Genomic DNA, 24,067 nt, shown 5'->3' with positions numbered 1-24,067 from the left:
TTTAACCACGATCAAACCGGGCTCAGGAACTGTTCCCGTGCCCCTTTATCAGGTTCATGCTGGAAACAGCCAGCGGTATTAATCCGAGTATTCCGGTCAAAACCGCAATCACGGTTTCGATGGCCTCGGTCATGGAATAGAGCACCAGTGCCAAAGCCGCGAGTACAAATGCCATCAGGGGCAAACGGAAATAACGCCACACGCTTTCCCGGGATTCGGCTATCCAGCGGTTAAACACCTCCGGCTCTTCGGCTGACTGTACGAACTGCCGGAAACTTTCGTTGACGATAAACCACCCGCCACAACGGTATATGTAGCCCCGACGCACCAAATGAACCAAAGGCACTGTGTTAGCTGGGTTGGGGCAAAGCCCGTTGGCCATCTGAAACAGCAGAAGCCGTTCCTGTTTGGTACAGAGTTCCCATCGCATGCGGTATAGCGGGGCCGCAGCACCCGCGAAATACTCCACAACCTGTTGCGCATTCCAATGCCGGCGCAGCCCTTCAACATGCTTTTCACACACTTTTGGGTAAATGCGCAATGCTTTACTCACCTCTGCCTCTATACGAATCTGGTCGTTTAGCGGTTGTTTGAAGCTAAAGTGAAAATGCCAGAACTGTGCAGCCATCTCCGGCATTTCCGGCCAGCCTTTTGATTCATGCAGAAATGCGTAGAAAGGATCATGGGGACGCAGCAATGCGGGTTTATGCCGTGGGTTCCAGACATACTGCTTTTCAAACCGATTAAGCAACTCACACCAGGCAAACTGCTCGTCGGTGTCTGCAAATTCCGTTTCATCGTGGGTACTGGGATAGGCGTGCTGCCGGGTCAGGCGGTACAGGGGCGAAACCTGGCACACCAGCACAATCTGAAGCTTCCCGATATTCATCAAATCCTGCATCGCCCTGAGAATAACCAGCCTGACACTGCGGTTGAACACAAACAATTCAACACCGCTGAGTATAAGCCGATGGGGCGTTATAAAGGCATGCCCTGGCCCGGAAGCCGTCAGCACATGCTCTTCCAGACGCTCGCGTACGCGGGTAACTGCATCGGTGGACTCGTCAAGAAACTCCTTACTCAAATCCAGCACTCCGTCTCCAATTACCTCGTAGCCCTGCTGTGTTGCCTGCTTGATCACCTGAGTGTGAATGAACTCCTCCGTCGGGCGAATCAGCAATATATGGTTGGCGTTGATAAGAGAATGGTCCTGCTGCGTATCCGTGCGAAAATAATCTGTGATATGCATGCCCAATGCGCGTTTAATCAGCCAGCTGCGTACCATTGGAAATAAACACAATATCACCAGAGCGGAAAACAGAAAGCTTGCTGCATACGCCTGCAGGTGCCTCTGCTGCTCCCATTGGGTAATAAACGAATTTTGCGATTTGAACAGCTCCCCGCTTTCCATACCCGGCATTTTTCGAGAGGAATAAAAACCGTAATCCCCGAATTCATCAAAAAAGCTGGCGCGTAGAAGCCCCAGGAAATCCAGACCGCTTTGCCGCTGTTGCCTTTCAAACTCACACAGAAAGGCCGCGCTTTTCCCGGCACACCGCTTTTCCTGATGATCTGGGTTACCAAAATACACCATCGGGAAATACTCACTGACCAGCTCAGAATCTGCCGGCCTGTTGAAGTCATTGTACTTCTCATTGGCCAGCACACGCTCACGGTAGGTCGCTATTTTCTGGTAGCCACTCAGCAAGTCATCGTTATATTTTTCCAGATTGATGGCTGCCAGCATGTCTCCTTGCCGGGCACTGACCCACTCCACCAGCGTTAGGGTAAACACGCTGCTTGCCAGACCGATCACGATAAACCCCACAGCATAAAAATAGGTCATTTTCTCTGAGCACTCCTGGCGCGCCCAGAACGACATTATAAATACGTCTTTGATTTTTCCCTTTGACATCTGAATCAGCGACAAACACAACCACAAGATCAGCACCGCAAGCCAAAAGTAAGTCATCACTTCCGCATTAAACACCAGCGTATATGACTGATGAAAAGACAGATCGTAGGCAACCACCAGTGACCACGGAATACTTCCATCCAGTACTGGTTGCATTGCAAACAGATGCTTTTTGCCCTGATAGTAGGTAGGAAAAATCGGAATATTTTCATTCTTTCTGCCTATCCGTAGCAGAATTTCAGGATTGTTGTCGGTTTCATGGAACAGGTTCTCGCTCAACACCCGGCTACTGTCGCTGTGATAAAGCACACTGCCGGAGGCATTGTCGAAGATCAGAAAGCGAAAACCTGGCGGCAATACAGGTTCGAACAGGGAATGAAATTTGGTACCGAAGCTGAACACCCCAGAGTACGGTGGACCAGTATTTTCCTCTGGCCCTATGAAGGACTGGCTATTAAACGATATCTGGGTGGTAAGCCGATTATCACGGTAATTGTAAATACGCTCAAAAAACACGCCAGGGCAGCCCGGATTATCAAATTCAAACTCCTCAGAGGCATTCCGGTAGATTCGCTCCGGCAACTCCCACAGATTGCAGTAATACGCCTGCCTGAAATAATTACGCTTTGCGACATTCACTGGCATCATCTGCGTCATCTGATTTTTCTTTTCAACCCGCAAGAAGAATCTGCTGGCCCACAACACTTTGTCCAACTGGCCTTTTGGATCAGTATCCACCTGCGTCCGCTTGACGAAGAACAGGTTTTCCAGCCAGTAAGGCCCGCCTTCAAGCGAAGGGGGCTGGTCAAACACGCAGGTGCTGAAATCCTCGCCGCAGTCGGTATCGGACAATTGCCCATGATACTCCTTCATCAATTCAGACATGCCTGCAAACAGCTGGCCGATTTCCGTTTCGAACTCGGCGTTTATCTGGTTGCTGATATTTTGGGCCTGCTGACGAATTGCGCCCTGTTGATTGAGATAAAAATACAGATTGGTTACCAGCATAACCAGCATGTTGAAGAACAGTAACAAACCAAACACTGAGCAATTGATGTCGGTTTTCGTCAGCGCCTGCCCTGGAGCAATAAACCGTACTTTCAGCAATGGAAATACCACCAGACACATCATAAACAGGATGATCAGGTAAGCCAGATAACTCTGTGGCACCTTGAGTTTCTCAGCCACAATATCTTTTTGGCTTCTGACCCCAACCAGATACAGCCAGTCGTCGCTTGTGCTCTTCACATCGACAAGTTTGGGATTGGAATAGGGCCTGAAATACACGCGATAGCGTTCACCCGCAATAACCACGTCCTGGAAGCCACTGATACCGGGCGCATAATTTTCCAACCCGGTTGCGCCACCTTGCGGTTTCTCAGCCCCCCTACTGGTGTCTGGCGAGAGAAACAGCCGCTCCAGGCTTTCAAAGGATATAGCGGTAAGATTGGCGTCGGCGTGTGTACTGGTTATGCGGGCCAGAACGTCATTTTGCCGGTTAACCACCAGTACCATTGGGTGCTGCTTAACTGTACCGCCAAGCAGATCAACAAATGGCAAAGCCACAACTTCACTCGCACCGGTTCCTCCCTCTGCCTGACAACCTGTGCCGGAAGCAGCAGAGACTTTTGTCTCCCAGCCGGTATTTGAAGCGGTTGATATCGGACTTACCACAGTATACGCAATGGGTTTATTGCCAAATGCTTTAACCGGCTCACCGATATACACCCGCTGAAGTTCACCACATCTTCCACTATTTTCCAGCACCTGGGCCTGTTTGAGGCTTTCGCTAAGCACACCGCTCAGATTGGTTTTGCCGAGGCTGCCATTCGCTGCACTCAGCAACTGGTCAACATTGCGATCAATGGTGTTGGCAAGAAATTCCAGTTCACGAAAATGTAACTGGTTGAGAAATGATTTGTTTTTTTCGATTTGCAGATAGTAATAAAGACCGCACAGGCCAAAACTAACCAGCAGACTTATAAAGATAACAACCACACCTCGGTACCGACTGGAACGAAGGGGCATAACACTATACCGGGTTACTGGGCGACAAAACTCAGGCGTTAAGCCTGTCTCGCCAAATTCTGATACGTCAAGTATAAGAAACCTGGCCGTGTTTGGTTAGTTTTCACCAACACGCACTGCCCGACAGTACGACGGGAAAACAAAAACGGGCCCCAGAAAAGGGGCCCGCCGAAAGTTTATATACTACCTTGTATAAAGATCAGCCCTGCATGTCTTCCAATTCGGTACCTTTGGTTTCATGCACCGCATAAGCCACGAAAAACACCGAAATTAAGGCGCAAAGACTGTAGAACCCGTATGCACCAGCAAGGCCTACTCCGGCTAACAGCATTGGGAATGACCAGGTGATCGCAAAATTAGTGCCCCACTGGAATAATCCACTTACGGCCAGACCAGAGCCACGGATCTGATTCGGGAACATTTCTCCCAGCATCACCCACATTACCGGCCCCCAGGACATGTTGAAGAAAAACACATAGGCATTGGCAGCAATCAGTGCCAGTGGGCCGAACTCACCCAGAATCAGCTTCCCATCCGGGTCCTGATCTGCGTTCATAAATGCAACAACCATCAGGCCCAGAGTAATCGTCATGCCGACTGAGCCCCACTTAAGGAGTGGTTTACGCCCCACTTTGTCAATGATCATCAGGGTAATTACACATGCGGCAATGCTCAGGGCACCACTCATTACGTTAATCAGCAATGCGTCAGACTCAGAGAAGCCCACCGCCTGCCACAGCACCGCACCGTAGTAAAATACCACGTTAATCCCCACCAGCTGCTGGAAGGACGCCAGACCAATTCCCACCCATACGATGGGACGAATTTTGCCACTGGTCTTATTGATCAAATCTGAAAACTGCGGACGATGGTGGTCCTTGGCAAGTGACTGGCTGATTTCGCGGATTTTCTGTACCGCCACCTGCTCACCGTACAGGCTGGTCAGAACGCCCCGGGCCTTGCTCTCAAGCCCTTTCACCATAAGAAAACGCGGACTCTCGGGGATAAAAAACAGCATAACAAAGAACAAAAATGCCGGGATCAGTTCCATCCAGAACATCCACCTCCAGGCTTCATAATCAAGCCAGAAAGGTTGCACGGAACCCTGGGCTGAATCGGCCAACAAATAATTACTCAAAAATGCGGCAAACAATCCGCTGATGATCGCAATTTGCTGAATGGAAGTCAGCATGCCGCGATAGCGGGCCGGTGAAACCTCAGCAATGTACGCTGGTGCCATAACAGAAGCGGCACCCACAGCAAGGCCGCCCAGCACACGATAAATGACAAATTCCACAGAACCGGTTGCCACCCCAGAACCCCAGGCACTGACTATGAAAAACACCGCTGCGACCATCAGAAGCGCACGGCGGCCGTACAAATCGGCCAGTCTGCCGGCTAGCAGCGCCCCAACAGCACACCCCAGCAACATACTGGATACGTTAAAGCCAGTACCCACACTCTCTGACTGAAATGCAGTCTGCAGGCCATCAACTGTACCGTTGATTACACCACTGTCAAAACCAAACAGAAAACCGCCAATGGTAGCGACCACGCTGATAAACAGAATAAAACCGGTATTGTGCGCGTCCTGGTCCGCGAAGGATTCGGCGGACGCCTGAGCAGCTGAGTCCATTGACTTACTCCTTTTAAAAAAGATAACACTATTGTATTTATGTTGTACTTTGCAGCCTGCCAGCCTCTACAGCGGTGTCAGTCCACGTTCAATTTCTCGAGCGATGTAAGGGAAATGAGCTATTCGGTAACGTTGCAAAATGCACGGAAATGATGCCCTTTGCCCATAACCGAGAAGCGTCAGGCAGATAGCACTGTGTTGTGCCGGGAAACTGGCAAATCCTGCGCAGTACTGCCGTAAAGCTCCCTGTTCACGCCAAAACTGTTTCTCCTCCAGCATAATGCAACCTCAACCATCGGCACGCAATATCAACGGATTGTGAAACAAAATAACACCATGAGGTTGCAGAATAACATAATGTTTACAGTTAGCCATATCTCTCTTTGTATCCTTCGACACCACCAGGGATACAGCAGAACCGGTCAGGCCGACTGCCCAAATTTCAGCCTAAACCGGGCGATTTGTGGTTTTTTGAATTAAACTCAGTTATTCATCCTGCTCCCACTCCAAGTCCAGCTCAACGGTGGTTGGCCGGGACGCCTCCCGGAATTCGATGGGTGTTTTGGCGTAATGTTTCTTAAAAACGGCGTACATATACTGCAAAGAGGGGTAGCCGCAAATTCTGGCAATATCGGCCGTGGATTCGTCGGATTCTTTCAGCATTTTGCACGCCCTGGTCAGTTTTTCGTTGTGAATTTCTGTATGAATGCTGTGACCGCGCTCTTCCTTGAAGCGGTTTTCAAGATTGGAACGGGATATGCCTACATAGTCCAGTACCTGGTCGACCTTGATCCCCCTGCACGCATTCTGCCGAATAAAATGCATGGCCTGCATAACGTGGGGATCCGCTATGGCTTTGAAATCTGTACTCTGTCGTTCTGCAACCCGCTCTGGCGGAACCAAAATAGGTTTTTTGGGCCCCTGATAGCCCTGCAGAATCTTATGCAGAAACTTGGCAGCCTGATAACCCATTTCAAAGCAGCCCTGTTTGACGGAACTCAGACTCACCCGGCTGAGGAAGCGCGCAATTTCGTCGTCATCGATGCCGATCACGGCCATTTTTTCCGGAATGAGCATACCGATATGATCACACACCTGTAACAGATGTCGGGCACGGGCATCGGTTACCGCAACAATGCCAATCGGTGTGGGCAAACTGCGTAACCAGTCAGACAGACGTTTTATGGTGTATTGCCAGGTTTCCGGGCGCACAGGGTGGCCCCGGTAAACATAGCACTCATAGCCTTCCTTCGAGGTAATGTCTATCATTGCATTTTCCCTCTCCACGGCCCAGCGCTGGTGCTCATCCAGCGGTGCGCCGTAAAACGCAAAACGCTGAATGCCCTTCTGGCGCAAGTGCTGGAATGCGGCGTTTACCAGCTCATAGTTATCCGTGGCGACATAAGGGACATCGGGGTAATCTTCCGGGTTCTTGTAAGAACCACCAATACCCACCACAGGCACCTGTGCTTTTTGCAACGCCGCCTGAATTTTTGGGTTGTCGTAATCGGCAATAATGCCATCACCACTCCATTCATCGAGGTGATCAAGGCGGGCCATAAAGTCCTCTTCGAGATACAGATCCCAGTCAACTTTGGAGGTCTGCAAATAGCTGCCAATCCCTTCAATTATCTGACGATCGTAAACTTTACTGGCATTAAAAAGCATTGTAATGCTGTGTTTGTTTTCAAACATATCCCACTCCAAAACATTGAAAACAAAATTAGATAAACTTTGTTATGTTATTTACCTCATTGACAGCATCCTAATACATTCAAACGGAATTAACAAAAAAACTACAAGATTTCATAATTGTCCTTTTACCAACCCAACTTCAACATACAGCCATCTCTCTAAAAACCACATTAAGAAACTATATTTATGTTTATTGGTATCGATTTAGGCACCTCAGGCGTCAAAACCATTATTACGGATGCCACCGGTGCGGTTGTCGCTTCCGCCAAGGCGCCACTGGACGTCAGCATCCCCAGGCCACTCTGGTCAGAGCAAAACCCTGAAGACTGGTGGCAGGCTACACTGAAATCCCTGGATGAACTGGCCTCTACACACAATCTGGGCAGCGTTCAGGCTATTGGCCTGGCTGGTCAGATGCACGGAGCCACACTGCTGGACAAGCAGCACAAGGTGCTCCGCCCGGCCATTCTGTGGAATGATGGCCGCAGCGAATCCCAGTGCCAGCAAATTGAAGCCCAGGTGCCTAATGCCAGGGAAGTGACCGGAAACCTGGTGATGCCAGGATTCACCGCACCCAAGCTTCTGTGGGTAAAGCAAAATGAACCCGATGTGTTTGCGAGAGTCGACAAAGTGTTGTTACCCAAGGACTATCTGCGCTTTCGACTGTGTGGTGAGTTTGCTTCCGACATGTCCGACTCGGCAGGTACAGCCTGGCTGAATACTGCTGAGCGCAACTGGAATGCGCCCCTGCTGGATGCCTGTGGATTGTCTATAAGTCACATGCCAAAACTCTATGAAGGCAATGAGGTTACCGGTTATCTGAGTGCGGACCTGGCGAACCGCTGGGGCCTGAAGCAAGTTCCGATTGTGGCTGGCGCCGGCGACAATGCAGCGGGGGCCATTGGCTGTGGCATTGTGAATCCGGGGCAGGCGATGCTGTCGCTGGGCACTTCCGGTGTGTATTTCGCGGTAACCCGGGAATTCAAAGCCGATCCAGAAACGGCGGTACACAGCTTCTGTCACGCCCTGCCCAACCGCTGGCATCTGATGTCAGTGATGCTCAGTGCAGCCAGCTGTCTTCAGTGGTACGCCGACAACAGTGGTTACCGCGATGTGGGCGAACTGTTCGCCGACCTGGAAGCCAATACCCGTTTTGACGACCCCGCAATCCCGCTGTTTATGCCTTATCTCACTGGAGAGCGCACCCCTCACAATAACCCCAACGCGAAAGCGGGCTTTGTGGGAATAACCGCCGCCACCACACGCGCCCATATGGCCCAGGCTGTTGTTCAGGGAGTTTCCATGGCACTGGCTGACGGTATTGACGCGGTTCATCAGTGCGGTGTGGAAGTGGATGGCATCTCCCTGATCGGTGGCGGTGTGAAAAGTACCTACTGGAGACAATTGCTTGCCGATGTGAGCGGGATCCCTATGAATTACCGCAGAGGAGGCGATGTCGGCCCAGCCCTTGGCGCAGCAAGGCTGGCACAGGCAGCAATGTATCCGAAAGAATCTATTTCAAACATCTGTCCGGTACCGGAACTGGAGCAGAGTTACACACCGAACTCAGACATTAACGAATTCTTTTTACAAAAGCGGCAAAAGTTTCGCGAGTTGTATTACGCGATTGAGCCGCAATTTTGAGCTGAAGAAAAATCACAAGAGGCTATCCAGTTTACATAATTGTGCCGGATAGCCAGTTTACTGAGACTTAGCGTTACTTTTTTATCAGAGCCAATTGCTCGAACTGGGAGTTAGTCATGGCAGAATTCTTTAAAAACATCGGCCCAATCAAATACGAAGGCGCCGACTCCACCAATCCATTGGCATTCAAACATTACAACCCAAGTGAAGTTATCCTGGGTAAAACCATGGAAGAACACCTTCGTTTTGCTTCCTGCTACTGGCACAACTTCTGCTGGGACGGTGCGGACGTATTTGGTGGCGGCACCTTTGGACGCCCGTGGCTGGCCGCTGGCGATCCAATGGAAAAAGCCAAGGAGAAGGCCAATGTGGCATTTGAGTTTTTCAGTAAGCTTGGTGCCCCCTATTATTGTTTTCATGACATCGATGTGGCACCGGAAGGCAACAGCGTAGAAGAGTACGTGTCCAATTTCGCTGTAATGACCGATGTGCTGGCGCAAAAACAGGAAGAAACCGGAATGAAACTGTTGTGGGGTACTGCCAACGTATTCAGCAACCCACGTTTCATGTCAGGCGCTTCCACCAATCCAGACCCGGAAGTATTTGCCCGTGCGGCGACCCAGGTGTTTCACGCCATGAACGCAACCAAAAAACTGGGCGGTGCCAACTACGTACTGTGGGGCGGCCGTGAAGGCTATGAAACCTTGCTGAACACCGAACTGAAGCGTGAACGTGACCAAATGGGCCGGTTTATGTCGATGGTTGTTGAACACAAGTACAAGATCGGTTTCGATGGCCTTCTGCTGATCGAGCCCAAACCTCAGGAGCCCACCAAGCACCAGTACGATTACGATACTGCGACTGTATACGGATTCCTCAAGGAGTTTGGTCTGGAGAAAGAGTTTGCAGTCAACATCGAAGCCAACCACGCAACCCTGTCGGGTCACTCTTTCCACCATGAAATTGCCACTGCCTTCGCGCTGGGTATTTTCGGCTCCATCGACGCCAACCGCGGCGATGCGCAGTTGGGCTGGGATACGGACCAGTTCCCCAACAGCGTAGAAGAAATGACACTGATTTGTTATGAAATCCTCAAAAACGGGGGTTACACCAGTGGTGGCTTCAACTTTGACACCAAGCTGCGCCGTCAGAGTATTGATGCCGAAGACCTGTTCATAGGCCATATTGGTGGCATGGACACCTGTGCCCTGGGCCTGAAGAAAGCGGCAGCCATACTGGAAAGCGACTTTATTGCCGCGCACAAGTCCAAACGCTATGCAGGCTGGGACAGCGATTTGGGTAAAGCCATCCTGAGTGGTGATTACTCACTGGAAGCCCTCGCCGGTTATACCCTGGACAAGAAACTGGACCCGAAACATGTTTCCGGTAAACAGGAACAACTTGAAAATCTGGTGAACCAGGTGCTGTTCCGCTAACCCCGGTTCACAGCTTCCCATCTGGCCTCAATGAGCAAGCGTTCATTGAGGCCTTTTTTATTGCCTTAAACACTTAACCTGCTAGCTTGCGATATCTTCTTTCGTCGTTCTGATTTCTTTTCGCTGTATTTACAGTTCCGCAACAATTCACGAGAGTTATCCCTAAGCACATTTCATCACACAAGGGTTCAACTCGTGAAAATTGAGAAAGCGCTTTCTGAGCGATTGCGATTCCCCTCTTTTACCCTGGCACTGGCAGCAGGTCCGCTTTTGCTGTCAGTTGGCTGCAGCACGCAGCAAGACTCTACCATCAGCGAAAACGTTGAAACGCTGGCAACCATCCACCCGGAAATCTGGCCTCAGCAGTCTTCCCCGCTATCCCGGGACCCTGGAATTGAAGCCAGAATATCAGCATTATTGGGGCAGATGACGCTTGAAGAAAAAGTCGGCCAGGTGATCCAAGCCGACATCGCCTCGGTTACGCCAGAGGAAGTCGCCGAGTACAACCTGGGCTCAGTGCTCAATGGTGGAAACTCAGCCCCGTTTAACGACAATCACACCGCTCCGGAAAACTGGCTGGACCTGGCCGATGCCTTCTGGACAGCGTCGACTGACCGCAGTGACGGCGGGGTTGGCATTCCGGTAATCTGGGGCGTGGACGCAGTGCACGGCCACAACAACATTGTGGGCGCTACTCTGTTTCCCCACAATATTGGCCTGGGTGCCGCAAATGATGCAGACCTCATTCGTCGCATCGGCGCCGCCACCGCAACTGAAATACGGGTTACCGGCAACGACTGGACGTTCGCACCAACTGTTGCGGTTGCTCAAAATGACCGCTGGGGTCGCACTTACGAAAGCTATGCGGAGATCCCCAGCATAGTGAGCAAATACTCAGCTGCAATGGTTGAAGGGCTCCAGGGTAAAGTGAACAGTGATGTGTTCCTTGACCAGCATCACGTTATTTCAACGGTCAAACACTTCGTCGGTGACGGCAGCACCGTGGATGGAGTGGATCAGGGTGACAGCCAGGTAACCGAAGAAGAACTCAGGGACATACATGCCGCTGGCTATCCCTCTGCCATACAGGCGGGCGTTCAGGTTGCCATGGCTTCATACAACAGCTGGCACGGCCAGAAGATGCATGGTTTCAAACCTATGCTCAGCGATGTACTGGTTGATCGCATGGGTTTCGACGGCTTTGTGGTTGGCGATTGGAATGGTCACGGCCAGGTTGCAGGATGCACACCTCAGTCCTGCGCGCAGGCATTTAATGCCGGGCTGGATATGTTTATGGCTCCGGACTCCTGGAAAGCCCTGTATTCGAATGTTCTTGAGCAGGTTCGCACCGGCATCATCAGCGAATCACGCCTTGATCAGGCAGTGAGCCGTATATTGCGAGTCAAAATGCGGGCTGGAATTTTTGAGGCAGGCCTTCCTTCTGAACGGCCTTACGCTGGCGACTGGAGCGTTCTAGGCAGCGCAGAGCATCGCGCACTGGCCCGTGAAGCAGTGCGCAAGTCATTGGTATTAATCAAGAATAACAACCAACTACTACCACTCTTACCCAGCTCCAAGGTGGTTGTTGCAGGGTCTGGTGCTGACGATATTGCCCAGGCAGCGGGTGGCTGGACACTGACCTGGCAGGGCAGTGGCAACACTAACGCCCATTTTCCCAATGGCCAGTCAATTTACGCAGGCATCGCAGAGTATGTGGAAGCCAACGGCGGCCAGATTGAATTTACTGCCAACGGTACTTTCAGCGGCCAACCCGACGTTGCCATTGTGGTATTTGGCGAACAGCCCTATGCGGAGTTTCAGGGAGATATTGCTAACGTCGACTTCGCTGATGAGCATGGCTTAGAGCTTCTGGCGGCTTTCCGCCAGGCAGGTATTCCAACCGTTTCAGTCTTTCTGTCCGGACGGCCGCTTTGGGTAAACCCAGAGCTAAACCTCAGTGATGCCTTTGTTGCCGCCTGGCTGCCAGGTTCAGAGGGAGGTGGGGTGGCAGATATGCTGTTTGCCACAGCAGACGGGCAACCCCGTTATGATTTCAGTGGGCGATTAAGCTTTTCATGGCCAGCCGACCCGTCACAGGCATTGCTCAACATTCAGGACGAGAACTACAGCCCGCTGTTTCCGGTTGGGTACGGCCTGAGCATTCATGACGACTCACCGGTAATGACACTCAATGAACAGGTAGAAAGTGCCCTGGCGACAGATTTCAGCAAGCGTTACCTGTATGCCGGCGATGCAGTCCCCCCCTGGCAACTGGTTGCTGCCGACGGTGGTGGCAGCACAGTTATCAATCAGCCGAGAATGAGTTCGGTGAATGGAGCGCTTGAGGTAGTGGCCACTGATCACAACGCCCAGGAAGATACTGTGATTGTCACATGGGCCGGGGCTGGAAGCCTGAGCATACAGGGTGAGACCATCGACATTGCCCGCCAGAGCAACGGCGACATGGCGCTGGAGCTGGTTTATCAGGTTCTTAAACCCGCTTCCGGCAACATATCACTGGGTATGTATTGCACAGGCCCGGGCTGCGCGGGGAATCTGGATTTGACTGCACAGCTCAATAAGCTTACCGGCCAAGGGTGGCAACGCAGCGCCATTAAGCTGAGTTGTTTCGAACAGATGGGCGCCGATATGAACCAGATTACCCGGCCGCTGGTGATCGAATCAACCTCAGGCCTGCAGTTGCAGATAGCTGAGGCGCATCTGGTGGCCAACCAGGGGCAGGCATCCTGCTCTTTGTAATGACGTAAACCGGGCGGAAGTATTGCGAAATCCGTTGACACTTAGCGGTTGTCAACTCCGCCCGCCAAAACCAGCGGACAGCGAAAACACCGCAGTACGTGGCTCCCGGGCACCATCGCCGGGTAAAACCGCTGATTCGAGAAAGCGCTTTTTCCAAAAAACGATATTTTCACGATGAAGCAAAAAAAAGTAATGGTCGGGTCAGGCCGCTTGGCTAACATTTGTTAACGGCTTGTATACGGCGGCCAGATTCACAGGCAATCTAATCTTGTCAGAGCGAACTCCCTAAGTTACCGCTCGGTTAAGGCAAGGAAGGTAACCTGAGCGAAAGTACATAAACCTAACACTGGGGATAAACACAATGAACCTTCAGAGACACTTTAACAAAAAGCTGTTAACGCAAAGTATCTCGTTACTGCTTGGAACGAGCGTCATACTTCCGGTCGCCGCCCAACAAAATGCTGCTAGCGATGAACCATTAGAGGTAATTGAAGTAAGGGGCTTACGTTCCAGTCTGGCGGAGTCTGCTTCCATTAAACGCGAATCCGTCGGTGTCGTTGACGCCATATCGGCAGAAGACATCGGTAAATTCCCTGACACCAACCTGGCTGAATCCCTGCAACGCATAACGGGTGTTTCAATAAGCCGTTCCAATGGGGAAGGTAACGAGATCACTGTGCGGGGCTTTGGGGGTGAAAACAACATGATCACCCTCAATGGCCGTATGATGCCTGCCGCCCAAACCTATGGCGGAGGCAGCGGGGCTGATGGCACCACCAAGGGCGGCAGCTCCAGGGCGTTTGATTTTGGCAACCTGGCTTCCGAGGGCGTCAGAGCAGTAGAAGTCTACAAAACCAGCAAGGCCAATATTGCGACGGGAGGCATTGGTGCGACCGTAAATATCATAACCGCCAAACCACTGGCGAATCCGGGCTTCAGAGCCAATGTGGGCGCCAAAGCCCTCCACGACACCACCAATGAAGCCGGCAACGACGTTACCCCTGAAGTTTCCGGTATCATTAACTGGACTGATGATGACGCCACCTTTGGAGTTAATGTTGCCGCAATTGTTCAAAAACGGGATTCTGGCTACACAGGAGCCACAGTAAACGACTGGAACATTGGAACCTGGGGCGACCCAAACGACCCGGACACCCTGTTCAATAACGCCAATGCCGTATTTGAAAACACTCCGGACGATGGGCAGCTGTATGCCCGCCCCAACGACCTTCGTTATGCGTTTTCGGATACCTCCAGAACCCGGACTAACGCACAAATCACGTTCCAGTACGCGCCCAACGACAACATGACTGCCACCCTGGATTACCTGTACGCGGAAAACGAAATTCAGGAGCACCGTGGTGAAATTGGTAACTGGGTACAAAATGGTTCCAATATTACCCATGTAACCTTTGATGACAGCCCGGTTGCCACACCTATCTACATGGCCGAAAGCTACAATGGCACGGTGGACGAAGGTTACGAACAGCAATGGCGTGAACAGACCAATACTCTGGACTCTTTGGGGTTCAACTTTGAATATATGGTTAATGACAGCCTGATTCTGACCTTCGATGCTCACGATTCTTCAATGGAAAGCATGCCCAGCGGCCCGAGTGAAAATCTGGCTAGCGGAGAAATTGCAGTCGGTATTGGCTCGCCGACCGTTACCTCACGGGAATGGTGGTATGACCGCGAACTGCCCAGCTACCGAAACGTTTACGACGACAGCGCTCGCGGCAATGGCAATGGCGTGCTGGATGCGGGCGACGTGGGTTCATCCATTTTACGATTCCGCCATGCCTCCCAGGTTACCGACATTACTCAGTTCAAACTGGATGGCAAGCTGCTGTTTGACAATGGCGAGTTTGATTTTGGGGTGGAAAGCCGGGCCATGGAGATGACGGCTCGAGAAACCGCTAACGACAATATGACACTGGGTAACTGGGGTATCGCAAACCCGGGCGAATTCTCCGAAGGTCTGCTTGAAACCATTGATATTGGCAGTCGCTTTGACGACTTCGACATTGGTGTCAGCCAGGGAATTGGTTTTATCGGAGATCCGGTAGCGCTGGCAACGGAAGGTATTAATCTGTATCCCGGTGACTCCAACTTCTTTGGTGTCAGCCCCATATTCTCCAACAACGATAAAGTGGAAGAAGACACGCTGGCGGCTTACGCCCAGGTTCACATTGAAGCCGAGCTCGGTGGGCGCCCGGTAAATATCCTGGCAGGTTTGCGCTACGAAACCACTGACGTTACCTCTACGTCGCTGGTCACCCCGCCCAGCTATCTACTCTGGGAGAACAATAACGACTTCAGCGTCTATACGGATCCATCTACAGCGGCTCAACCGCTTTCTGAAGAAGCCAGCTACGATAACCTGCTGCCAAGCCTGGACTTTGACATACTTTTCACCGACGACCTCAAAGGCCGCTTTTCGTACAGCAAAACCATTGCCCGTGCAGGCTACGGTAATCTGCGGGTAGCGCCAAGTGGCTACGCCACCAACGGCTCAACGCTGAACGGTGCCCGCCCCACAGCGCAGTCTGCCAACCCTTCACTACTGCCGCTTGAGTCAGATAATCTGGACCTGTCACTGGAGTGGTATTACAGCGACACCAGCTACGCTTCAATCGGCTTTTTTGAAAAACGGGTTGCCAATTTCATCGGTACCGGCCAGGAAAACCGTTCATTCTTCGGCATCCTCGACCAGACAGCCGGCCCACGGGCTGAAGCTGCTGCTGCGGCGCTGCGTGAGCGCGGGTTTGCAGTGGACGACACCTCGCTGTTTGCCATGATGGTATTACTTGAACAACCCCAGGCGTTCCCGAACGGTGCTGACGATTACACCGGCTCGGCGGAGCAAATTTTGGAGCTGGGTGAAACTCCCGGATGGGACATCACCCCTGAAAATGGCGACCCGGAAATGGTGTTCCGAACCAGCCTGCCGCAAAACAACAAGGAAGCGAAGCTCTACGGTGCAGAACTGGCGGTACAGCACTTCTTTGGTGACAGCGGTTTTGGTGTGCAGGCCAACTACACCCTGGTTCGTGGCGACATCGGCTTCGACAACGAAGGCAGCCCGGACGTGTCCCAGTTCGCTCTTACCGGCCTGAGTGACACCGCTAACCTGGTACTGATTTACGACAAGGATGGCCTAACCGCCCGGGTGGCTTACAACTGGCGGGATGACTATCTGAATCGCATCAACTATAGGGGCTCAAACAACCCCACCTATGTTGAAGCTCACAGCCAGATTGACGCTAATGTGAGTTACAACATTACCGAAGACTGGACAGTGTCGTTCGAGGTGATCAACCTGACTGGCGAAGACAACCGAGAGCACGGCAGGACCTACAATCAGATGTGGTACCTGGAAGATCTCGGCCCTCGTTATAGTCTGGGCATGCGGTACGCGTTTTACTGAGATGGGAGCGCCCCTCACAGGGGCGCCTAAATTCCTAAATGGCCACTTACATTGTGGCCATTTATGCGTATAGTGGAAGTCACAGACCGGAGTCCACTCAGTGCACTGAATCTTCAGGATAAATTATGACAGATCTCGTATTGCTGGATAATCTGACCCATAAAGATCTTCGGGTTGTCACCCGCTACAGCGCCGATTTCGGTGACAATATTGCAAGCACTCTTACCTTTCCCACCGAATTTGCCAATGTTGAAAAAGAATACCCAATCTTATTGCACAAAAGCCCCCAATCTTCCCAATTTCAGGCTGTTGCACTGTTTGGCCTGGAGCGGGGAGAAAACCTTTTTTTAAGTGAATCCTCCCCGTTGACCAATCATTGCGGAAGCTGGCAGGCCAGTTATGTTCCCGCCATGATTGCCAAAGGGCCGTTTGTAATTGGGATGCACAACAATGGTAATGGGCAGCCAAATGCCATGATCCACATCGACATGGACAGCCCGCGTATCAACCAGTCGGAAGGCAAAGCGGTATTTCTGCCCCACGGCGGTAACAGCGATTACCTGAATCACGTAAGCCGTTTACTCGGCACCATTCACGATGGCATGCAATCCAGCGCTGCAATGTATGCTGCGTTTGAAAAATATGACCTGATTGAACCTCTGAGCATTGATATCACCCTTATCAACGGCGACGCAGTTCGCATTGGCGGGCATTACACCATTAGTGAGGAAAAGCTCGCCCAACTTCCCGCACACGCGTTATTCGAGCTCAACCAGAATGGTTTCCTGCAGGGTGCATTTCTGATTGTGGCTTCATTAACCAACATGCGGAAACTCATCGATATGAAGAATGCCCGGTTACAGAATGCAAATTACTAGCTGAGTCGGTTGTTACTATGTTTGGAATTGATACCCGGGTAAAGGAAATCTGCGGCGCTGACAAAGATGCGCTTTCGCAGATGCTGGTGAAAGAACAACAACCCGTTATTCTTCGAGGATTGGTGTCGGGCTGGCCACTGGTTGAAGCGTCCAGGGCTGGGCCTGAATCGGCCGTGACCTATCTCAAGCGCTTTTACAATGGCAAGCGCAGCATGATTTATCAGGGCCCAAGCGAGATCCGCGGGCGTTATTTTTATAACGAGCAGGTCAGCAAACTCAACTACGAAAGTCACATGGGCCAGATTGACGGAATGCTGGACAGCATTCTTGCCACCCTGGGCTGTGATGACGCGCCCAGTCTGTATGTTGCCTCCAATGCGGTAGACAGTCATTTTCCGGCCATGCGGGCAGAAAATGACCTGACGGTTCCGATTGAAAACCCGGACATTCCCATCACACCTCCATTGGCGAGTATCTGGATAGGCAATCGCTCTTTGGCCTCATGCCATTTTGATTCTCTGGAGAACATTGCCTGCTGCGTAGCCGGGCGAAGGCGATTTGTGCTGTTCCCACCGGGTCAAATCGCCAATCTTTATCCCGGCCCTCTGGAAATGACCCCGGGGGGGCAAGCCATCAGTATGGTTGATTTTTACAACCCTGATTTCGCCCGTTACCCCAACTTCCGGCAGGCACTCAGCGTTGGCCAGGTGGCCGAGCTGAAGCCAGGAGACGCCATTTACATTCCCACCATGTGGTGGCATCAGGTAGAAGGGCTGAATGACTTCAACATTCTGATCAACTACTGGTGGTCTCCCTCTGCCGCGTATTTGCCAGCCGGGATGGGCGCTCTACTGCACGCAATGTTAGGAATAAGAGATAAATCTGCAGCGGAAAAAGCCGCATGGAAAACCTTGTTTGATTACTACGTATTTGGTGACTCAGCTACAGCCGCTAAACACTTGCCGCCTGAATCGCAGGGCATACTGGGGCCAATGGATGAATTGAAGGCCCGTCGACTGCGGTCACTGCTGCTCAACCAATTAAACCGATAACCCACTTGGTGGCATAAACCATGACCAAAGAAAACCCAAGCACAAATTCCCGGATTGTTATTGCCGGTGGCGGAACAGCTGGCTGGATAGCCGCGGCGGCGCTGGCAAAGAAAATGGGGCCACTGCTGGACATTACACTGGTGGAATCGGCTGAAATTGGCACGGTGGGGGTGGGCGAAGCAACCATTCCACCGCTGCGGGTATTTCACAAGTTACTGCGCATTGACGAACAAGCTTTTATGCAAGCCACCTCGGCCACCTTCAAACTCGGGATCCAGTTTGAAAACTGGGGGCAGGTGGGAGACAGCTACATTCACTCATTTGGTCAAACCGGCCAGCAAAGCTGGCTGGCTGAATTCGTACACTTCTGGCTGGAAGCCAGAAAGCGGGGCTTAGCCGGCAACTACGGCGACTACTGCCTGGAACTGGAAGCGGCGCTTCAGGGCAAATTTGCCACCTCCCCTCAATCAGACATCAACTACGCTTACCATCTGGATGCGGGAGACTACGCACGATTTTTGGCCAACTTTTGTCAGGCTTTGGGCGTCAAGCGTATTGAAGGCAAAATCGAACAGGTGGAGCAGCACGAAAACGATTTCATCAGCGCCCTGGTTCTGACCGACGGTACCCGAATTGAAGGTGATCTGTTTATTGACTGCACGGGTTTTCGCGGGCTGCTGATCGAACAAACCTTGCATACCGGATATGAAGACTGGTCCCACTGGTTGCCCTGCGACAGCGCCGTGGCGATACAAACTGAATCGGTAGCACCCGCCCAACCCTTTACGCGCTCCATTGCGCACCACGCCGGCTGGCAATGGCAAATCCCACTGCAGCACCGGGTCGGAAACGGGCTGGTATACAGCCGGCAGCACATGAGCGACGACGAGGCCCGCGAATATTTACTCAGTCACGTAGAAGGAACGCCAATTACTGAACCGAGAGTCATTCACTACCGTACCGGGCGCCGTCTCAAAGCCTGGAACAAAAACTGTGTCGCCCTGGGCCTGGCAAGCGGCTTTGTCGAGCCACTGGAGTCCACCAGCATTCACCTGATCATTATGGGTATCACCCGCCTGATGCAGCTGTTTCCTTTTAATGGGTGGGACAGCGCCCTGATCGACGAGTATAACCAGCAAACCATTGAAGAACTGGAGCGGATCCGTGACTTTATTGTGTTGCACTACCATGTCACCGAACGCAACGACAGTCCGTTTTGGGACTATTGTAGAAGAATGGAGATTCCCGAAACTCTGCTGCATCGTATCAACCTCTTCGCCACTCAGGGGCACGCGTTTCAGAAACACAATGAATTGTTCCGGGTAGATTCCTGGACTCAGGTAATGCTTGGGCAACGATTACTACCAAAACACCATCATCCTGCCCCGGCACTAATGACCGACCAGCAACTGAGCCAGGCGCTCAGCCAACACCGTGAGCAAATACTTCAACTGGTAAACAGACTGCCAGACCACCAGACGTTTATAAACCAATACTGCAAGCGCAGTTGATCCGAATCGGTTGTGATCAGGCGTTGCATAACCAAAGTTTTGCGTTTTTTCGGTAAACTCTGCAGGGCGGGCGTCAAACCGACTGGGAATTTTCCGGCAAATCTCTATAGTGTCTCCCCGTTAACTTCTGTTTTTGATGTTTTAGAGGAACACCGATGCGCAAAGCACTCATTGCCATAACCTGTACTGTGCTAACGGCTGGTTGCGCAGATTTGCCCACAGACCAGCAAATTGACAACGCGAACTATGGCCCCTACCCGGAAAATTACAAAGCCATCGTTGAAGCGTACTACGACAAAGAACTGCGAGATCCCGACGCCACGCTATGGCGTGGTATTGCTGAGCCCAAGCGATACTGGATAGGTAATGAAATGGATAATGTGTATTACGGCTATCTGGTGTGTGCCACGCTGAATACCAAAAACCTGTTTGGCGGTTACAAGGGCTATACTACCGATGCGCTGATGATCAATAACGGAAAAGTGATTAAGTTTGTTGCTGATGGTGACTGGTGGGGTGAAAAACTCTGCGACTGAAAACAGACAGGCTCCGGGCCGAATCGACCCGGAGCCTGGCGCTTACTTGTTTTGGCAAACAAATCAGTCGACAGTATAGCCGTTGTCTGAGCAGGACGACTTTTTGGTTTCCAGCGCGCGCTTTTGACGCTTAAGCCATTCACCTTTGATGTTGGAAGTGGTTTCTTCCATCTCTCTAGTCACACGCTCAATTTCTTTATCTACGCCTTTACATGCACCCTGGCTAGGCTGAAAGTCAGCGGCCATAAGTGAAGGGGCCATCATGGACAACACCAACAAAGGAATTACACGAGTTCTCATAGGTACCTCTCAATATACCACTAAATTATTATCATCCTATCTTGCCAATGGCGGCCCGGTTCCTGAGCAAAACGAAGAACAATGGCAAGTCGTTGTTCAAAAATATAGCAGCAGATCCCAAAGTGTTGGGGTTGAAAAACCATACCTAAGAATGATTTTTAATGAATTTAGGTAATGTGACCTGTTTTGTTATGCGGATTTCAGCGCGGTTCGTATGAACCTAAAGAAAGGTAAGTGCCTTTACTCTTTAGATAAAGGCACTCGTTCGGTAACACTCCTCCCTCATTCCGGAAGGAGTGCTCAGACCATTATAATTTTTGTTGTTTGATCCAGTTTTCAACGTCCTGCTTGACCATGGCCATCGGTCTTGCGCCCGACAACAGGATCAGGTCGTGAAATTCACGCAGGTCGAATTTATCACCCAGAGCCTGCTCAGCCTGCTTTTGCAGCTCTACAAACATCAGCATACCCAGCTTGTATCCCAGCGCCTGACCGGGCCAGGCCATATAGCGCTCTACCTCTGGAACCACATCAGAAAGGGACGTACCTGTGGTCGCGTGAAAATAATCGATGGCCTGCTGGCGAGTCCACTTTTTACGATGCAGCCCGGTATCCACAACCAGACGCACGGCACGATACAGTTCAGCCTGCAAACGCCCCAGATCACCCAGCGGATCATCCTGGTACATGCCCATCATCGTACTTGCCACATATTCGGAGTACAGCGCCCAGCCTTCAACATACGCATTGTAAGGCGCATTCTGGCGCATCAGACCAATGTCCTGCGCCATATTCAGTGCAATTTGGAAGTGATGTCCGGGTACAGCCTCGTGGTAGGTGAGCGTTTTCAGGCCATACTTAGGAACAGCTGCCATGTCCCGCAAGTTTATCCAGTATATGCCTGGGCGCTTGCCGTCCAGTGACGGCGGCGAGTAAAAGCCTCCGGCTTCACCTGCTTCCGATACGGGCGGAATGCGTCTGACCTCAACCGCCTGCTCAGGCAGAGTGCCATAGAACTGGGGAGCGCGAGCCATGATGGCACTGATCTCTTGGTTCAGGTACTGAATCAGTGCCTGGCGGCCCGCATCACTTTCTTCGAAAACCTGGCCTGGCAAAGTAGCCAACTCCATCATACGCTCACCGACAGAACCATTTTCAAGGCCGTTGGCTTTGAGGATGGTGTCCATTTCTGCAGAAATACGCGCCACTTCATCCAGCCCAATCTGGTGAATCTGATCGGCAGTGAGAGAGGAATCACCCAAAAAGCGAATTTCGTGCTGATAGAACTCATCGCCGCCAGGTTGGGACCAGATGCCGTCCTCGTCCCTGGCGATTTTCGCACTTTCAACCATCAGTTGACGAGCCTGTTGGTAAGCCGGGTACACCACGTCTTCCACCAGCGAAGCTGCGCGAGCAGTCAAAGCTTGCTGTTCATCGGAGGACAAACCGTCCATCTGAGTTAACTTCTCAGCGAAACTGCGCACCAGTTCGTGCTCCTGCGCTGGGGCAGCCAAAAATGCATCGAAAAACGCCAGGGTTTTAGGGTGCAAATTTTTCGGCAAAATGATGCCCTTTTGCATATCAGCCCGATACTTACCGAGCACGCCCTGAACAAATTCATCCATCTTACCCAGTCGGGTCAGGTACGCTTGTGCTTCATCCGGGCTCGCCACGGATTGCTGCACCTGCATCAGTTTGGGCACGTCAATAAGCGGGCCGGAGATTTGATTGATGATATAAGGCAGATGCCCGCCCCAGGTATCGATGTACCCGGCCGGAAAATTCGTATCTCCGGTAAAATACTCAAAAATATTAGCCAGAATCTGTTGGTGGTAACGCTGCGGCGCGCCCAGCTCATCGGTATCGATACTGCGCAGTTCCGCAGCCGCGGCCGCCATTGCCGTTTGCATTGCCTGCATACCGGCAACACGGTAATCGGGCAACCGATCGTTGTAGCTGCCACCGGCCTGCTCTGCGGAAAGGGCCAGCATGGTAGCAAGGGTTGGCTGCTGCTTTAAAAAGATCTGGGTATGGTACTGTTCCTTCTCCTTCAAAGCCTGCTTACCTGCTGATTCGGAGACTGATGACAACTGTGCAGAATACGCTGCCGATGTTTGTGGCTGGCTGCATGCCATTAGGATGCCGGTTAGCCCCACCGTCAATGCGATTGTGGTTATTTTCATTGCATTTCTTCCACTCGTTAGGTTCGACGATATTGTTCAGAATTCTGACGGATTGTCACGTAACAACAAACTGAAGAGAGACAAAAACCATATTTCTGCCCGATTTAGCCTAAAATAGCAGCGGCCAGACGCTTCAGCTTATCCATGGCCGACTTGTCCTGGTTTCCGGTTGTTGTCACATAAAAGCTTTCCTGCAGATCAATCTGTTTCACTAGTGCAACGTTATACTGTTGTTCCAGTTCATCGCGAATGCATAAGGGTGCGCAAAATATGCCGCTGTCATGCAGACCGAACAGTTTGAGTGTTGCGCTGTCATCGAACTCAGCTATTACATTGGGCACCACATTGTGTTCCTGCAACCACTCCATCAGCAACGGCCTTAATGAGTTGCGGTCGCCGGGCAGTAACATTGGCACATTGTTTAGAGAGCGGGGAAAGTCACTGCGAATTTGCGTAACACGCTGGGGAGAGGCAAAAAAGCCCAATGAAGACTCCCCTAACAGAATACTGCGGGCCTTTACCTTAGCTCCGGCCATTACCGCTTTGTCTGCCAGGATCAAATCTACCCGCCCCAATGCCAACTCTGTGAGCAAAACATCGAATCCGCCCTCCCTGAACACAAAATGGGCATTTGAAACATCTTCTATCATTGGGGAGAAAAGCTTATATACCAACATCTTAGGCACTGCATCAGTCGAACCAATAACAAACGTTTGCTTCTTAGCCTGTTCCATGGCGGCTACCGCCAGCAGCAGATCATCTCCGGTGGCAAATATGCTTTTCGCATAATGAAAAACCGTTTCCCCAACGGCATTCAGTTTCAGTCGTTTCCCCTGTCTCTCAAAGACCTTCTTTTGCAGTTGGGTTTCCAATGCGGCAATCTGGCTGCTCACCGTTTGCGGCGTAACGTGCAAAAGTTTACTGGCCTCAATGATGGTGCCGTGCTTGGCGGTTAAGTAAAAGTACTTGAGATGATGGTAGTTAAGATGGCTCATATCAAATTTAAACTGAATCAAACTCAATTATTATCAACTTAACTTTTAACATAACAGGCCGTATATTA

The 24,067-nt window shown here is 51.5% G+C and carries 14 protein-coding genes; 8 read left to right on the top strand and 6 right to left on the bottom strand.

Translation table 11 applies throughout. From position 1 onward, the window contains the following. Nucleotides 1-22: 22 nt before the first annotated feature. The 3 genes from DXV75_RS09915 to DXV75_RS09905 all read right to left on the bottom strand — a co-directional run bounded on the left by DXV75_RS09915 (nt 23) and on the right by DXV75_RS09905 (nt 7,274). Nucleotides 23-3,943: a PDC sensor domain-containing protein gene (locus DXV75_RS09915; RefSeq protein WP_115593248.1), complete on the bottom strand. Its 3,921-nt coding sequence runs from the start codon at nt 3,941-3,943 to the stop codon at nt 23-25. Between the two features lie 199 nt (nt 3,944-4,142). Then, a complete protein-coding gene (locus tag DXV75_RS09910) occupies nt 4,143-5,579 on the bottom strand; it encodes a sugar porter family MFS transporter (protein WP_115593247.1) in 1,437 nt (478 codons plus the stop codon). Nucleotides 5,580-6,065: 486 nt separating this feature from the next. Further along, on the bottom strand, nt 6,066-7,274 hold the full coding sequence (locus tag DXV75_RS09905; RefSeq protein ID WP_115593246.1) for a XylR family transcriptional regulator: 1,209 nt from the start codon (nt 7,272-7,274) through the stop codon (nt 6,066-6,068). A 186-nt stretch (nt 7,275-7,460) separates the two neighbouring features. Here DXV75_RS09905 and xylB point away from each other — a divergent pair, with 186 nt between their 5' ends. The 8 genes from xylB to DXV75_RS09860 all read left to right on the top strand — a co-directional run bounded on the left by xylB (nt 7,461) and on the right by DXV75_RS09860 (nt 20,521). Further along, nucleotides 7,461-8,918 (top strand): xylulokinase, encoded by a 1,458-nt coding sequence (xylB, locus tag DXV75_RS09900; RefSeq protein ID WP_115593245.1) that lies wholly within the window; start codon nt 7,461-7,463, stop codon nt 8,916-8,918. 116 nt (nt 8,919-9,034) lie between these two features. Beyond that, nucleotides 9,035-10,354 carry a xylose isomerase gene (xylA, locus tag DXV75_RS09895; RefSeq protein WP_115593244.1) on the top strand — a complete coding sequence of 440 codons (1,320 nt, stop codon included), beginning with the start codon at nt 9,035-9,037 and terminating at the stop codon, nt 10,352-10,354. Between the two features lie 195 nt (nt 10,355-10,549). Continuing rightward, nucleotides 10,550-13,114 carry a glycoside hydrolase family 3 protein gene (locus tag DXV75_RS09890; RefSeq protein ID WP_245953168.1) on the top strand — a complete coding sequence of 855 codons (2,565 nt, stop codon included), beginning with the start codon at nt 10,550-10,552 and terminating at the stop codon, nt 13,112-13,114. 361 nt (nt 13,115-13,475) lie between these two features. After that, a complete protein-coding gene (locus DXV75_RS09880; RefSeq protein WP_115593242.1) occupies nt 13,476-16,544 on the top strand; it encodes a TonB-dependent receptor in 3,069 nt (1,022 codons plus the stop codon). 125 nt (nt 16,545-16,669) lie between these two features. After that, nucleotides 16,670-17,422: a SapC family protein gene (locus tag DXV75_RS09875; RefSeq protein ID WP_115593241.1), complete on the top strand. Its 753-nt coding sequence runs from the start codon at nt 16,670-16,672 to the stop codon at nt 17,420-17,422. Between the two features lie 17 nt (nt 17,423-17,439). Further along, on the top strand, nt 17,440-18,474 hold the full coding sequence (locus DXV75_RS09870) for a cupin-like domain-containing protein (RefSeq protein WP_115593240.1): 1,035 nt from the start codon (nt 17,440-17,442) through the stop codon (nt 18,472-18,474). Between the two features lie 20 nt (nt 18,475-18,494). Beyond that, nucleotides 18,495-19,985 (top strand): tryptophan halogenase family protein, encoded by a 1,491-nt coding sequence (locus tag DXV75_RS09865; RefSeq protein WP_115593239.1) that lies wholly within the window; start codon nt 18,495-18,497, stop codon nt 19,983-19,985. 155 nt (nt 19,986-20,140) lie between these two features. Next, on the top strand, nt 20,141-20,521 hold the full coding sequence (locus DXV75_RS09860; RefSeq protein WP_115593238.1) for a hypothetical protein: 381 nt from the start codon (nt 20,141-20,143) through the stop codon (nt 20,519-20,521). A gap of 63 nt (nt 20,522-20,584) precedes the next feature. Here the strand turns inward: DXV75_RS09860 and DXV75_RS09855 are convergent, their stop codons facing one another. From DXV75_RS09855 to DXV75_RS09840, 3 genes are all read right to left on the bottom strand, one after another. Further along, nucleotides 20,585-20,821 carry a hypothetical protein gene (locus DXV75_RS09855; RefSeq protein ID WP_147291821.1) on the bottom strand — a complete coding sequence of 79 codons (237 nt, stop codon included), beginning with the start codon at nt 20,819-20,821 and terminating at the stop codon, nt 20,585-20,587. Nucleotides 20,822-21,129: 308 nt separating this feature from the next. Then, nucleotides 21,130-23,004 carry a DUF885 domain-containing protein gene (locus DXV75_RS09845; protein WP_115593235.1) on the bottom strand — a complete coding sequence of 625 codons (1,875 nt, stop codon included), beginning with the start codon at nt 23,002-23,004 and terminating at the stop codon, nt 21,130-21,132. Nucleotides 23,005-23,108: 104 nt separating this feature from the next. Further along, a complete protein-coding gene (locus DXV75_RS09840) occupies nt 23,109-23,999 on the bottom strand; it encodes a LysR family transcriptional regulator (RefSeq protein ID WP_147291820.1) in 891 nt (296 codons plus the stop codon). Between the last annotated feature and the right edge of the window lie 68 nt (nt 24,000-24,067).

Source organism: Alteromonas aestuariivivens (assembly GCF_003367475.1).
GTDB lineage: Bacteria > Pseudomonadota > Gammaproteobacteria > Enterobacterales > Alteromonadaceae > Alteromonas > Alteromonas aestuariivivens.
The sequence above is the reverse complement of the archived record's forward strand: the minus strand, read 5'-3'. Positions and strand labels throughout refer to the sequence as shown.